The organism is Paenibacillus terrae (assembly GCF_000943545.1).
GTDB lineage: Bacteria > Bacillota > Bacilli > Paenibacillales > Paenibacillaceae > Paenibacillus > Paenibacillus terrae_A.
This window is the reverse complement of the sequence record NZ_JTHP01000027.1, coordinates 1-13,915: the sequence shown is the minus strand read 5'-3', so window position 1 is coordinate 13,915 and position 13,915 is coordinate 1. Positions and strand designations below refer to the sequence as shown.

The window sequence follows — 13,915 nt, the reverse complement described above, 5'->3', positions numbered from 1 at the left end:
CAAGCTTTCTGTTATAATACAGATTAGTACTGTATAAATACATTAGATTGGATTGGGAGTGAGCCGATGGATCGTACGTTTTTGATGGTTAAACCGGATGGAGTACAACGCGGACTAATTGGACGTATTATTAGTCGTCTGGAAGACAAAGGCTTCAAAATGACGGCTGGTAAACTTGTGCAGGTATCTAGAGAACAGGCGGAACGGCATTATGCGGAGCATGTGGGCAAGCCCTTTTTTGAAGAGCTTGTAGGCTTTATCACTTCTGGTCCTGTATTCGCCATGGTTTGGGAGGGGGATAACATCGTTACCCTGTCCCGCCTGCTGATTGGTAAAACACAAGTGACAGAGGCTCTTCCGGGCACGATCCGGGGAGACTTTGCTGCACATACACCGTTTAACCTCATTCACGGTTCAGATTCACCGGAGAGCGCGGAGCGCGAGATTGCGAATTTTTTCACGCCGGAGGAAACCGTTCGGTATGAAAAAAGTGTGGCGACCTGGGTGTAAGTTTAATTTCGAATGAAGAAGGATGGTAGCATGACGGATATGGAACTGGGTCAGACGGACCCCGATTACACAGCGTTTATCCGCAAAATCAAGGACAGCACAGGTATTGATCTTGCACAATACAAGGAAGCACAGATGAAAAGGCGGTTAACGACGCTTCGCAACAAAAACGGGTTTCCCAGTTTTGTTTCTTTTTATGATGCCATGATGAAAGAAAAGCCCCTGTTCTATGAATTTCTGGATCGGATGACGATCAATGTTTCAGAGTTTTGGCGTAATCCCAATCGGTGGGAAGTACTGCGGGATACGATTTTGCCACAGCTGCTTGCAGGTAAGCAGAAGCTCAAGCTGTGGAGTGCGGCCTGCTCGACTGGCGAGGAGCCGTACAGCTTGGCTATGGTGCTGGACGGCAAGGGAATTTTGGGGAATTGCTCCATTACGGCCTCTGACATTGATGACGGCGCACTGGCTAAAGCCAAGGAAGGCAGATATTTGGAGCGTTCGCTCAAGGATGTGCCTGAACAGGTAGCTAGTAAGTATTTCAAGCCGGATGGTGCGATGTATCGAATTGACGACCGTTTGAAGCAGGCTGTGAAATTTCAAAAGCAAAATTTACTTCTGGATCGGTTTGAGGACGGCTACGATCTCATTATCTGCCGTAATGTCATGATTTATTTTACGGAAGAGGCCAAGCATAAGCTGTACCAGAAGTTTGCAGCCAGTCTTCGTCCCGGCGGCGTGCTATTTGTCGGCAGTACAGAGCAAATTTTTTCTCCAAACCAATATGATCTGGAATCAACAGAAACCTTTTTTTATCGTAAAAAAGCATAAACCTGGACATATAGTCCATTGTTTTGTAGCTAGTTGTGCCTAACAACGAGTACGTTGGCTGTTGTCTTATCAGAAGCGCACGTCCTTTGGCTTTGACCAAAGGGCGTGTTTTTCTTTATCTGAACACCCATGGCTTTTCTTGTCAAAGAAAGGTGCGTATACTATAATGAAGCACAGTTAAAGATTTTAGTGATGCACAGTTTAACAGTTTAAAGGGGGAACGCGTCATGAGTTTACGTTACTTAACCGCGGGGGAAACGCATGGTCCCCAGCTTACTGCGATTGTAGAGGGCATGCCGAGCAATTTAAAATTGGATTTTGAAGAATTGAATTTTCAGCTACACCGTCGTCAGAAGGGGTATGGACGGGGGCGGCGTATGCAGATTGAAAAGGATACGGCCAACATTGCCGGAGGCGTTCGTCACGGGTATACCACAGGTGCGCCGATTGCCCTGATTGTGGAAAACAACGATTGGAAGCATTGGCAGAACATTATGAATATTGAGCCCATCGAAGGCAGTGACGAGGAAAAGCGCCGGGTTCACCGTCCGCGTCCGGGTCATGCAGATCTGAACGGCGGACTGAAATACAATCTGAAGGATCTGCGCAACGTGCTGGAACGTTCCAGTGCCCGTGAAACGGCGATTCGTGTTGCATGCGGCGGTTTGGCCCGTCAATTGCTGGCAGAGTTCGGAATCAAGGTGGCTGGGCAGGTTATCCGCATTGGAGAAATCGAGGCACCTTACCGTGAGTTGCCGATTGACGAGCTGATTGCCGTGACAGAAGCTTCTTCAGTGAGAGTAACCGATCCGGAAACCGAAAAGAAAATGGAAGCCTACATTGACCTTATCAAGCAAGAAGGCGATTCAGTTGGTGGCGTAGTGGAATGTATCGTGGAAGGTGTTCCAATCGGTCTGGGCAGTCATGTTCAGTATGATCGGAAGCTGGATGCACGCATTGCCCAAGGAGTCATGTCCATTAATGCGTTCAAAGGCGTGGAAATCGGTATCGGCTTTGAAGCTGGAGAACTGCGTGGTTCGCAGGTGCATGATGAGATTTTGCATGATGACGAACGTGGATATCACCGCCGTACCAATCGTTTGGGCGGTTTCGAGGGTGGTATGACAAATGGAATGCCTGTCGTGGTTCGTGGCGTGATGAAGCCGATCCCGACGCTGTACAAGCCGCTGCAAAGCGTGGATATTGATACGAAGGAAGCGTTCACCGCTCAGGTTGAGCGTTCGGATGCATGTGCCGTACCAGCGGCAAGTGTGGTTATGGAGCATGTTGTAGCATGGGAGATTGCCAAGGCTTTACTTGAAAAATTCGGCGGGGATTCCATTGAAGAGATCCGTGCGAACATTGCATCCTACGAAGAACAACTGGGACGGTACTAAGATGAGTAAGCTGACGGTACAGCTTGGAGAACGTTCCTATCCCATTCATATCGGGCGTGGACTGCTGCATCGGGCCGGAGAGCTTTTGAAGGAACGAGAAATTGCGCAAAAAAGTCCATTGTTGATTGTTTCTGACGAACATACAGCAGCATTTTACTTGGCGATACTGGAGAGTAATCTTCAGGAATCGGGGTACAAGACGGTATCCTTTGTCGTCAAGCCGGGTGAAAAGTCCAAATCGCTTGCTGTGTATGAGCAGGTGATTACAGCAGCTATCGAGGGCGGTTTGGACCGCAATTCAGCCGTTATCGCACTTGGTGGTGGTGTAGTGGGCGATCTGGCAGGATTTGTGGCGGCTTCTTTTATGAGAGGCGTCAAGTTCGTACAGATTCCAACTACAATCCTTGCGCATGACAGCAGCGTGGGCGGCAAGGTCGGCATCAATCATCCTTTGGCGAAAAATATGATCGGAGCCTTCCATCAGCCGGAATTGGTATTGTATGACGTGGATACGTTGTCTACATTGCCTCCGCGTGAGGTATCCGCCGGGCTGGCTGAAATGATCAAGCATGGCTTGATCTGGGATGCTGATTTTGCCCAGTGGTGCCGCGATCATGCGGCTGATTTGCTGGCTTTGGACGCGGCAGCCCTGGAGTATGGGCTGGAGAAGGGCTGTTCTGTGAAAGCCGAAGTGGTGTCGCGCGATGAACGTGAAAACGATTTACGCGCTATTCTAAACCTCGGTCACACCATTGGTCATGCGATAGAGGCGATTGCGGGGTATGGCGAGTTTTTACACGGGGAAGCGATTTCTATTGGTATGGTCGGCTCTGCACTTCTGGGTGTGAAGCTGGGGGCAGATCCTTCTTTGGTAACAGAAACGAGGGATATGCTGGCTTCGCTTCGTTTACCGACTTCTCTTCCCGCTCATCTCGAAACAGATCGTCTGCTGGATGCGATGATGCATGACAAAAAGTTTAAGGAAGGCAGTATTACTTTTGTCGTCCCACGCAGCATCGGGCGTGTGGAGGTAGTGAAGGATATTTCCGTCTCTTACATCCGACAAGTAATTGAACAGCTAAAAGAGGAGGCGTAACGATGTATAATCGTGGAATTCGTGGGGCGACAACCGTAGCGAACAATGAAGAAAACGAAATTTTGGAAGCCACATGCCTACTGTTAGAGGAAATTGTGTCCTACAATGGAATTCAGCCGGAGGATATTAGCAACGTATGGATTACTGTGACCCATGATCTGAATGCTACTTTCCCGGCAAAGGCGATCCGCCAGCTTGACGGCTGGGATATGGTTCCGCTTATGTGTTCGTTAGAAATTCCCGTAGAGGGTAGTTTGCCGAAATGCATCCGTTTGATGGTACAGGTGAATACGGTTAAAACACAGCGGGAAATCAAACATGTATATTTGAACGGAGCGCAGGCGCTAAGACCGGATTTGGCTTCCCAAGGGAAGTAATCGCCTGTTTTTGAAGTTGATGGTTGCCAAAGTAACATCGTATGAGATATAGTGTGTGTAGCAGAGTTGAGTAGAGTTAGCCAGAGCCAGAGTTGAGATGAGAAGAGTGCAGTTGAGCCAATTCCATATGAAGATTACAGAGACCAGCGGTAGCGGGTAAGCTTTTGTCCACGGAGAACCTTCCTAGACAGAGAGGCTTATTTGAAGTAACCCAGGTTATGCAAAGGGATGAGTCTACTTTGTATATTTGCTGTAGTCATTTTGCATATGGTAGCATTCTTATAATTTCAATAACTGACAGCCTCTACCTTCCGGGTAGAGGCTTTTTTATATTCTCTCCTTTGAGTTCTGCGCCAAATTGGAAAGGAAGTGATCTCATGTTAACGCCGCATGTGGAGCAAGTGATAACGATGGCGAATGAATTTAACCTGATTCCTGTGTACAAAAAAGTGCTGGCTGATATGGAGACGCCGATCCGGATTTTCCGTCGGTACGCTGAGCGGGACCGGGCCTTTCTGCTGGAGAGTGTAGAAGGAGGCGAGCAGTGGGCGCGACATTCATTCATCGGGACGGACCCGTTCCTGATGGTTTCCGGCAAAAAAGGCCGTTTGATCCTGGAGCAGCATGGTAAGCGACAAATATTAAACGACAAGCCGCTTGAAGAGCTCAAGGCGTTGCTGCGCAAGTACCGTAGCCCGAAGCTGAAAGAAATGCCTCCATTTACAGGCGGGGCTATCGGATTTTTTGGATATGATCTGCTGCAATACTATGAAAAACTGCCAGAGCATTCAGTAGATGATTTGAATATGGATGATATTCGTTTTATGTTCTGCGATCAAGTTATTGTCTTTGATCATGTGAAACAGCAAATTTTGCTGGTCGGCAATGTTCATGTAGGCGAAGGCTTCCGCGATGAGGACATCCGCGCTGCTTATGCCGAGGTGGAACGGAAGCTGGAAGCAACGGCGCAGTACCTGCGTAAGCAGACACCACCAGAGACATTGGGAGCAGTCTCCATTCCTGACGATGTGGAGCTGGGTGAGATTCAATCGAATGTGACGAAGGAGCAGTTTATTTCCAATGTGGAGCAGGCGAAGGAATATATTCGCTCAGGCGATATTTTTCAGGTCGTGCTATCCCAGCGCTTTCACATTGATACAGATGCCTCTCCTTTACAGGTATACCGCGTGCTGCGCACGATGAACCCGTCTCCTTATATGTATTATTTGAAAATGGATGACGAGATCATCGTGGGCACTTCGCCGGAGGCGCTCGTCAAAGTGGAAAACGGTCGGGTGGAAACCCGTCCTATTGCCGGAACGAGGCCGCGTGGCGTGACAGAGACAGAGGATATAGCGCTTGCTGAAGAGCTTCTGAAGGATGAAAAAGAACGTGCCGAGCATCTGATGTTGGTCGACTTGGGAAGAAATGATCTGGGACGTGTATCTCAGTTCGGTACGGTCAATTGCGATACGTTTATGGAAATTGAACGCTATTCCCACGTGATGCACATTGTATCCAATGTATCGGGTAAGCTGCGCGAGGATAAAGATTTCTTCGATGCTTTCCTGTCCTGCTTGCCAGCGGGCACGGTATCAGGGGCTCCGAAGCTGCGGGCGATGGAGATTATTGCCGAGCTGGAGCGGGAAGCGCGCGGTCCGTATGCAGGAGCCATCGGATATTTGGGCTTCTCGGGCAATATGGATACTTGCATTACGATTCGTACGATTGTGTTTAAAAAGAACCGGGCCTATGTTCAGGCGGGTGCAGGGATTGTGTGGGACTCGGTTCCGGAAAGCGAGTATCAGGAGACGGTGAACAAGGCCAAGGCGATGCTGAAAGCGATCCGCACGGCTGAAGCGATGTTCCCGGCGACGGTACAGCCCTACAACAGCGTCATCAACCAGGATTATTTGTACACTCCGTAACATACAAAAATCTGATTTTGAGGAGGAGACGACGATGGAACGACATGACATGATGCAAGTGGGGTTAAGCCGGGTCATTGAGGGACAGCATCTTTCACGTACGGAGGCCCGTGGCGTGATGGAACAGATTATGAGTGGGAGTGCCACGCAGGCGCAAATTGGTGGGCTGCTGACGGCTCTGCGCATCAAGGGGGAGACGGTGGATGAAATCACCGGATTTGCCGAAGCTATGCGCAGCTATGCCAGTCCGGTGCAAATCGGAGAAGGTGATACCCATTTGCTGGACACATGTGGAACCGGAGGTTCGGGTATTCACAAGTTTAATATTTCCACGATATCCGCTATTATTGCGGCTTCGGTATCTGTACGGGTAGCGAAGCATGGCAATCGCTCTGCAAGCGGACGTGCCGGGAGCGCCGATGTGCTGGAGGCCCTAGGGGTCAATATCCATTTGACGAGTGATCAGGCGCGGTCATGTCTGGATCGTATCGGCATCTGCTTTTTATTTGCGCAGTTGTACCATCCGTCTATGAAGCATGCTGCCGCTCCACGCAGGGAGCTTGGAGTACGAACGGTGTTTAACATGCTCGGTCCCTTGACGAATCCGGCAGGTGCGGATCGCCAGTTGCTGGGCATTTATGACGCGGGAAAAACGGAAGTGATCGCTGAGGTGCTGAATCGACTCGGCTCCAAGCGGGCCATGGTCGTAAGCAGTCTGGACGGATTGGATGAAATCAGCATTTCGGCACCGACACGGGTATCTGAGCTGAAGGATGGTCAGGTTCATACGTTTGAACTTAACCCGTCGGATCTGGGTTTACAGACGCACCGTCTCGATGAAGTGCTGGGTGGGGACGCCCAGGTTAACGCCGACATTATAGGTCGGATTTTGAACGGGGAGCGGGGAGCTTATCGGGACGTCGTGTTAGCGAATGCCGGCGCGTGCATCTATGTATCGGGCGCAGCAGCTACCTTAACGGACGGAGTAGCACGGGCGGCTGAAGCTATTGACTCGGGGCTGGCCCTGTCCAAGCTGGATCAATTAATACAGGCAACGGGGGAATATCAATATGTATCTTGATCGAATTGTAGTGACGAAGCGACAGGAAGTAGAGCAGCTTAAGGAGCATTTTCAAATCAGTAAAGTCGAACGATTGGTTGCCGATTTACCTGCGACGAGAGGATTCGAGGATGCTATAGCTCTGCGTCGCAATCGTCCGCTCGGACTGATTGCCGAAGTGAAGAAGGCTTCCCCCTCCAAAGGGTTGATCCGACCGGATTTTCATCCGGTGGACATTGCACGGGCATATGAGGAAGCTGGAGCCGATTGTATTTCTGTCTTGACGGATGTGACGTACTTTCAGGGGAGTCCTGAATATTTGCACCAAATTCGTGAACAGGTAAAGATTCCACTGCTGCGCAAGGATTTTATCATTGATGAACGGCAAATTTATGAAGCTCGTCTGCTGGGAGCGGATGCGGTGCTGTTGATTGCGGCTATACTGGAGCCACGTGTTTTGGGGTCATTTTTACAGATTGCTAAGAATCTAGGACTGGACGCATTGGTAGAGGTGCATGACAGTGAGGAGCTTAAAGCTGTACTGGATCTGGGGACAGCTACCTTGATTGGCGTGAACAACCGAAATCTGAGGACATTTGAGACCCGCCTCCAGACGACAGAGGAGCTGATCTCACTGATTCCTAAAGGAGTTACGTTTATTAGCGAAAGCGGCATTGCGGGACCCGAAGATGTAAAGTATTTGCATTCGGTAGGCGCACACGGCATCCTGGTTGGAGAGCATCTGATGCGCAAGGATGATGTAGGACAGGCTGTAGCCGATTTGATGGACGGGGTTAAAGCATGAACAAAACGGGCGTAAAAATTTGTGGACTTCAAAGCGTTGAAGTGCTAAAATCTATGGTAAACTTACCGGTCGATTATATAGGTTTTGTGTTTGCCGACAGCAAGCGCCGGATTGACGGCGCACAGGCTGGAGAGCTGCTTCGCGTATTGGATGAATGGACCCCAGGCAGCAGACCGCGCAGCGTGGGCGTATTTGTGAACCCTGATGATGCACTGTTAAATGATGTCATGGAGAAAGCAACATTAGATGTCATTCAACTGCACGGGCAGGAGAGTCCGCAGCGCTGCCGGGAGATCAGGGAGCATTTTGGCGTACAGGTATTCAAGGCATGGTCTGTGGATAGTAAAGGGCAGACGGTGAAGGGCGAGACAGAACGCCTGACGGACGAATTGGATGCTTATGTTGGAACGATAGACGCTTTACTGCTGGATACATATGATCCCCTGTATGGTGGCGGCTCCGGCAAAACGTTTGCGTGGGATCGGATTCCTGCCTATCAGGCTTGGACCCAACAACATGGAATTCCTTTGTTTGTAGCCGGCGGGCTGACTGCCGATAATGCGGAAAAGCTGGTTACTGAGTATCATCCCGCAGGGCTGGATGTGTCCAGCGGTGTAGAGACGGATGGAGTCAAGGACATTGCAAAAATCACAGCATTCGTAGAAAGGGTGAAGCAGGCATGACACAATTACCTGATAATAACGGACGTTTCGGAACATTTGGCGGACGTTTTGTACCGGAAACGTTGATGAACGCACTGATTGAATTGGAGGAATCCTACCGGAAGTATGCGGATGATCCTGATTTTAACGCTGAGCTGAACGGACTGCTAAAGGATTATTCGGGCCGGGAAACGCCTCTCTATTATGCAGAGCGTCTGAGTCAGCATTTGGGCAAGGCTAAAATTTACTTGAAACGTGAAGACCTGAACCATACCGGAGCCCACAAAATTAATAATGCGCTGGCGCAGGGACTGCTGGCGAAGCGTATGGGTAAGCAGAAGGTCATTGCCGAAACAGGCGCAGGTCAGCATGGTGTTGCAACGGCGACCGTCGCGGCATTGCTCGGACTGGAGTGTAAGGTGTTCATGGGAGAAGAGGATACCGTACGTCAGCAGCTAAATGTATTCCGTATGCAACTGTTGGGTGCAGAGGTCATTCCGGTTACATCGGGCACACGTACACTCAAGGATGCCGGGAATGAAGCTCTGCGGTATTGGGTGAGCCATGTCCATGATACGTTCTATATTTTGGGCTCGGCGGTCGGACCACATCCGTATCCAATGATGGTGCGCAACTTCCAGCGTGTCATTGGCGACGAAACCCGCCGTCAAATTCTCGAAAAAGAAGGCAGACTTCCAGATGTCGTGGTAGCGGCGATTGGTGGCGGAAGTAATGCCATAGGTATGTTCTATCCATTTATCGAGGATCACGAGGTTGCTTTGCTTGGGGTCGAGGCGGCTGGAAAAGGCGTGGAAACGGAATTTCATGCAGCAACGATGAGCAAGGGAACGCAAGGTGTCTTCCAAGGTTCAATGAGCTATCTGCTTCAGGATGAATATGGACAGGTACAGCCTGCGCATTCCATCTCGGCGGGATTGGACTATCCGGGGGTTGGACCGGAGCATTCGTATTTGAAGGATATCGAGCGGGCCAAGTATGTTCCGATTACCGATCAGGAAGCGCTGGATGCTCTCCAATTGTTATGCCGCACGGAAGGTATTCTTCCGGCATTGGAGTCGGCACATGCAGTTGCGCAGGTTGTTAAACTGGCACCTACCTTAACGGCGGATGATATTATTGTTATCTGTTTATCGGGTCGCGGTGACAAAGATGTGGACTCCATTATTAAGCATTTGGGAGGAAATCCGTCATGAATTTAATTGATCAGGTGTTTGGACGCCTCAAAAATGAAGGCAAAACGGCATTAATTCCTTTCTTGACGGTAGGCGATCCGGATGTGGACACGACGGTAGAAATCATTCGGCAACTGGAGTCGGCCGGAGCCGATATATTAGAGCTGGGCGTGCCATATTCGGACCCGCTGGCTGACGGACCTGTCATTCAGCGTGCGTCTGAGCGTGCGTTGAAACGGCAAATCTCGATCCGCACGTGTATGGAGACGGCTTCTCTGGCCCGGGCGGCGGGATCAAGCCTGCCTTTTATTTTGTTCACATATTATAATCCTGTGTTGCAGATGGGCATGGATGCTTTCTTTGCAGGCTTGCAGAGGCATGGCATCAGCGGCCTGATTATTCCCGATCTTCCGCTTGAGGAAGCAGAAGAGTTGGGAGGACGGGCAGCAGAGGTTGATGTGCATCTGATTCCGTTGGTGGCTCCAACTTCTGAACAGCGGATTGAACGAATTGTTCGTCAAGCGCGCGGATTTGTATACTGCGTATCCTCCCTTGGGGTGACCGGGGAAAGAGCTTCCTTTTTTGAGGGCATAGAGGGCTTTATCGCGCAGGTCAAGCGGCATACGGATATTCCGGTAGCGGTTGGGTTCGGTATCTCTACTAGGGAGCAGGTAATCCGTTTTTCAGACATCTGTGATGGAGTTGTCGTCGGAAGTGCCATTGTGCGTCAGGTGGAGGAAGCGATCCCACTGCTGGACGATTCTGCGCGCAGAGAAGAGGGACTTTTGCAAATTCATAATTTTGTGGCACAATTAAAGCAGTAACTGGCGTCAATATAGAAAGAAGCAAATGTAGTTTTGAATGGAATAGAGGAGGTAGGGGCATGCAACCTAAACCGCATATTGTACATTTGCCGGTATATCAGCCCGGTAAACCGATTGAAGATGTGAAGCGCGAGCTAGGACTTGATGAAGTGATTAAGCTCGCCTCGAATGAAAATCCGTATGGCAGCTCTCCTAAAGTATTGCAGGCCATTCAGGAGGAATTTGCGAATATTAGTGTATATCCTGACGGCAGCGCGGTAGCTTTAACACAGGCGCTGGCTAAACATACGGGCTTAAAAGAGGATCAGTTTATTTATGGCTGTGGGTCTGACGAGATTATTGCGTTGATTACGCGTGCCTTTCTTCTTCCCGGGGAAGAAAGTATCATGGCCGATCAGACCTTCTCCGTATACAAGAGCAATGTGGAAATTGAGGGAGCGGTTGCTGTTGAGGTGCCTTTGCGTGACGGGGTGCATGATCTGGAAGCCATGTTGTCTCAAATTAACGACCGTACGAAAATGATCTGGATCTGTAATCCGAACAATCCGACAGGCACGATTGTACCTGAAGCAGAGCTGATCGCATTTTTGGATCGGGTGCCGAAGCATGTTATGGTTGTGCTGGATGAGGCGTATTTCGAGTTTGTGACGGATAGCACTTATCCAGATGGTATTCGTCTGTTGCCAGCCTATGAAAATCTGGTTGTATTGCGCACTTTCTCCAAAATCTACGGTCTGGCATCGCTTCGCATCGGATACGGTATGGGAGCTGTGGCAACGATTCGCCTGATTAATCAAGTTCGTGAGCCGTTCAATACTTCGCGGGTAGCACAGGCTGCGGCGGTTGCGGCGTTGGAAGATCAGGATTTTGTGCAGGAATGCCGTGACCACAACGCAGAGGGCAGAGCCTATTTGCAAAATGAATTAAAGCGCCTTGGACTGGAATATTTTCCGGCACATGGTAATTTCATTATGCTGGATGTACGTCGCCCGTCGGGTGAGGTATTTCAGGAGCTGCTTCGTAAAGGCGTGATTATTCGCGCTGGTCATCACAAATATCCGACATATATTAGGGTGTCGGTTGGATCACAGCCGCAAAATGAGTGGTTTATCCGTGCGCTGGAACAGGTCCTGGGGGCGGAAGCGGCGAAAGCGCGTCTATAATTTCCGCAGATGGGATTTGATAATTGATGAAGATTGCCATTTTCGGCGTGGGACTGATCGGTGGGTCCCTTGCGCTTTGTTTTAAAGGGAAGCCGGGCATCACCGTTGTTGGTCATGCTCATCTCCCCGAACTCATGGAGCCGATGTTGAGCCGTGGTGTCGTGGACACTGCGACTCTTTCGGTTGAAGAGGCGGCAGAGGATGCCGATTTTATTTTTTTATGCGTACCTGTCGGCTTACTGGAGCATTATCTGGAGCTGTTAAGCAGGTTGCCGCTTAAAGAGGGTTGTATTATTACCGATGTAGGCAGTACAAAATCGTCGATTGCCAAAAAAGCGTCGGAAATCTCTTTATGTAATGCCTATTTTATTGGTGGCCATCCGATGGCCGGATCGGAGCGTTCCGGTGTGAAGGCTGCTTCTGCGTTGCTGTTTGAGAATGCTTACTATGTACTTTCCCCCGCAGAAGGTGTGCCTGAGGAAGCATACAGTTCGCTGGAGCGTCTGTTGAAATATACAGGAGCTCAGGTTGTGCGTGTCCAGCCTGATATGCACGATGACATTGTCGGGGCGATCAGCCATCTTCCACATATTATTGCAGCGGCGCTGGTGAATCAGGTGCGCAAGCACAATGACGAAAATCCGTTGTATCGTACGCTGGCTGCTGGCGGCTTCCGCGATATTACGCGAATTGCTTCCAGTGATCCTATTGTGTGGCGGGACATTTTGCTGAGCAATCGTGATGTTTTGCTAGGTCTGCTGGAAGAGTGGAACGGGCAGATTGAACGTTTTACCCATTTACTGAGAATACAAGACGGAGAGGGAATCGCTGACGAGTTTTTGACGGCGGGGCATTTCCGCAGTGAGCTGCCGGAACGCCGCAAAGGTGTCATCGTCTCAACGTTTGATCTGTATATTGATGTACCGGATACCCCGGGAATTATCGGTCGAATTGCAACAGAGCTGGGAGATAACAGCATTAACCTGAGCAATATGCAAATCATCGAAAGCCGTGAGGATGTTCCCGGTATTATGCGGCTTTCCTTCCGCCAAGAACGGGACTGGGAGCGCGCCAGGGCATTGCTGGATTCAATGAGCTATAAAGTGGTGGTATAGAAAGGAAAGTGTGATTGTTGGTTAAGGAGGTTGAGGCGCTTCTTCAGATTCAAATGGACCGCTGCGCTACCGACCGCCTTAAAAGCAACGCACTTTCTGGGAGTGAAAGTAGCATGAAAGATTTAAAACGGGCGTGAGATCCTCTTCGCCCGTTTTTTTTGTTATTTTATGACCTAAAGCCCGGTTGAGGTGATATAGCTGGGTAAGTATATTTTTTTGTTATATAAGCTAAATTTGAAAATTTTATATAAAAAACGGAGTAGGCGTAATGGTGCTGGACAACAGCGATGGGAAGCACCATCCGACTGCGCAGTTGGCACCTTACGTAACTTTCCAGTTCAGCTTAGAATATGAGTTCAAAAAAAAGACCACCCGGGTAAAGCCCCGGGTGGTAGCTGCTCTTATGGAGTAGCTGAGTAGGATAGGAGTGGAGAGAAACCATACTGTACTTTTATTATATGTATACGTTTTCATTTTGTCAATGATTTTTTAAAGCGTTTTCTTTTGGGTAGTTATTCTTACCATCATATTCAAAAGGGACAGTTTCGAGGTTATGTCACTTTATCTTGAAAAAACTTAAAATAGGTTGGAAATGCCGCAAATCGTAAACGGTTGCTAGCGTTATGTAGCTTGTGATGGAAATCACGGGGATTCTGGACTTTTTTACTGACGACTATTTTGTGGTACAATGGGTAAGTCCATTGTGGATGTTGAGAAATGTTGGGGATAGCACCGTTATTGTTGGCACTACATAGGGTAAGAAAAAAACAAATGTTCCATGATGCTGTTTCATCCATTTGCGCAGAGTGCGCAACTTTTTTTGGCCTGTTCGGTATATATAGACAGAATCGGATGGGAGAACAGCACATGTATGGGCGAGGAGGGTCTCACTCGGATGATGACAGATTCCCAGATGATTCAGGAAATCAAACAAGGAAATGTTAGTCGTCGTGT

13 protein-coding genes are annotated in these 13,915 nt (G+C 49.4%); all 13 read left to right on the top strand.

Annotated elements, in window-relative coordinates:
* Positions 1-66 precede the first annotated feature (66 nt).
* The 13 genes from ndk (at position 67) to QD47_RS14240 (ending at position 12,961) form a co-directional block, all read left to right on the top strand.
* Positions 67-510 carry a nucleoside-diphosphate kinase gene (ndk, locus tag QD47_RS14300; protein WP_044646773.1) on the top strand — a complete coding sequence of 148 codons (444 nt, stop codon included), beginning with the start codon at positions 67-69 and terminating at the stop codon, positions 508-510.
* Between the two features lie 30 nt (positions 511-540).
* Complete coding sequence (locus QD47_RS14295) at positions 541-1,341, top strand: CheR family methyltransferase (RefSeq protein WP_044646772.1); 801 nt, start codon at positions 541-543, stop codon at positions 1,339-1,341.
* A 227-nt stretch (positions 1,342-1,568) separates the two neighbouring features.
* Positions 1,569-2,738: a chorismate synthase gene (gene aroC, locus QD47_RS14290; RefSeq protein ID WP_044646771.1), complete on the top strand. Its 1,170-nt coding sequence runs from the start codon at positions 1,569-1,571 to the stop codon at positions 2,736-2,738.
* Between the two features lies 1 nt (position 2,739).
* Positions 2,740-3,834: a 3-dehydroquinate synthase gene (aroB, locus tag QD47_RS14285; RefSeq protein WP_044646770.1), complete on the top strand. Its 1,095-nt coding sequence runs from the start codon at positions 2,740-2,742 to the stop codon at positions 3,832-3,834.
* A gap of 2 nt (positions 3,835-3,836) precedes the next feature.
* Positions 3,837-4,211 (top strand): chorismate mutase, encoded by a 375-nt coding sequence (gene aroH, locus QD47_RS14280; RefSeq protein WP_044646769.1) that lies wholly within the window; start codon positions 3,837-3,839, stop codon positions 4,209-4,211.
* Positions 4,212-4,588: 377 nt separating this feature from the next.
* Complete coding sequence (trpE, locus tag QD47_RS14275; RefSeq protein WP_044646768.1) at positions 4,589-6,139, top strand: anthranilate synthase component I; 1,551 nt, start codon at positions 4,589-4,591, stop codon at positions 6,137-6,139.
* Between the two features lie 34 nt (positions 6,140-6,173).
* Positions 6,174-7,220 (top strand): anthranilate phosphoribosyltransferase, encoded by a 1,047-nt coding sequence (gene trpD / locus QD47_RS14270; RefSeq protein WP_044646767.1) that lies wholly within the window; start codon positions 6,174-6,176, stop codon positions 7,218-7,220.
* Positions 7,210-8,004, top strand: coding sequence for an indole-3-glycerol phosphate synthase TrpC (gene trpC / locus QD47_RS14265; protein ID WP_044646766.1), 795 nt, complete (start codon positions 7,210-7,212; stop codon positions 8,002-8,004). Before trpD ends, trpC begins: the two co-directional genes overlap by 11 nt.
* On the top strand, positions 8,001-8,687 hold the full coding sequence (locus tag QD47_RS14260) for a phosphoribosylanthranilate isomerase (RefSeq protein ID WP_044646765.1): 687 nt from the start codon (positions 8,001-8,003) through the stop codon (positions 8,685-8,687). The genes trpC and QD47_RS14260 overlap by 4 nt, the downstream gene beginning before the upstream one ends.
* Complete coding sequence (gene trpB / locus QD47_RS14255) at positions 8,684-9,880, top strand: tryptophan synthase subunit beta (protein WP_044646764.1); 1,197 nt, start codon at positions 8,684-8,686, stop codon at positions 9,878-9,880. The genes QD47_RS14260 and trpB overlap by 4 nt, the downstream gene beginning before the upstream one ends.
* Positions 9,877-10,683, top strand: a complete 807-nt coding sequence (trpA, locus tag QD47_RS14250; protein WP_044646763.1) for a tryptophan synthase subunit alpha — start codon at positions 9,877-9,879, stop codon at positions 10,681-10,683. Before trpB ends, trpA begins: the two co-directional genes overlap by 4 nt.
* 59 nt (positions 10,684-10,742) lie before the next feature.
* On the top strand, positions 10,743-11,846 hold the full coding sequence (hisC, locus tag QD47_RS14245) for a histidinol-phosphate transaminase (protein ID WP_044646762.1): 1,104 nt from the start codon (positions 10,743-10,745) through the stop codon (positions 11,844-11,846).
* A 26-nt stretch (positions 11,847-11,872) separates the two neighbouring features.
* Positions 11,873-12,961: a prephenate dehydrogenase gene (locus QD47_RS14240; protein WP_044646761.1), complete on the top strand. Its 1,089-nt coding sequence runs from the start codon at positions 11,873-11,875 to the stop codon at positions 12,959-12,961.
* Positions 12,962-13,915: the final 954 nt, after the last annotated feature.

Excerpts from the sequence above, each read along its gene's own strand:
- ndk (WP_044646773.1), top strand. The coding sequence starts at position 67 with ATGGATCGTACGTTTTTGATGGTTAAACCGGATGGAGTACAACGCGGA.
- QD47_RS14295 (WP_044646772.1), top strand. The coding sequence starts at position 541 with ATGACGGATATGGAACTGGGTCAGACGGACCCCGATTACACAGCGTTT.
- aroC (WP_044646771.1), top strand. The coding sequence starts at position 1,569 with ATGAGTTTACGTTACTTAACCGCGGGGGAAACGCATGGTCCCCAGCTT.
- aroB (WP_044646770.1), top strand. The coding sequence starts at position 2,740 with ATGAGTAAGCTGACGGTACAGCTTGGAGAACGTTCCTATCCCATTCAT.
- aroH (WP_044646769.1), top strand. The coding sequence starts at position 3,837 with ATGTATAATCGTGGAATTCGTGGGGCGACAACCGTAGCGAACAATGAA.
- trpE (WP_044646768.1), top strand. The coding sequence starts at position 4,589 with ATGTTAACGCCGCATGTGGAGCAAGTGATAACGATGGCGAATGAATTT.
- trpD (WP_044646767.1), top strand. The coding sequence starts at position 6,174 with ATGGAACGACATGACATGATGCAAGTGGGGTTAAGCCGGGTCATTGAG.
- trpC (WP_044646766.1), top strand. The coding sequence starts at position 7,210 with ATGTATCTTGATCGAATTGTAGTGACGAAGCGACAGGAAGTAGAGCAG.
- QD47_RS14260 (WP_044646765.1), top strand. The coding sequence starts at position 8,001 with ATGAACAAAACGGGCGTAAAAATTTGTGGACTTCAAAGCGTTGAAGTG.
- trpB (WP_044646764.1), top strand. The coding sequence starts at position 8,684 with ATGACACAATTACCTGATAATAACGGACGTTTCGGAACATTTGGCGGA.
- trpA (WP_044646763.1), top strand. The coding sequence starts at position 9,877 with ATGAATTTAATTGATCAGGTGTTTGGACGCCTCAAAAATGAAGGCAAA.
- hisC (WP_044646762.1), top strand. The coding sequence starts at position 10,743 with ATGCAACCTAAACCGCATATTGTACATTTGCCGGTATATCAGCCCGGT.
- QD47_RS14240 (WP_044646761.1), top strand. The coding sequence starts at position 11,873 with ATGAAGATTGCCATTTTCGGCGTGGGACTGATCGGTGGGTCCCTTGCG.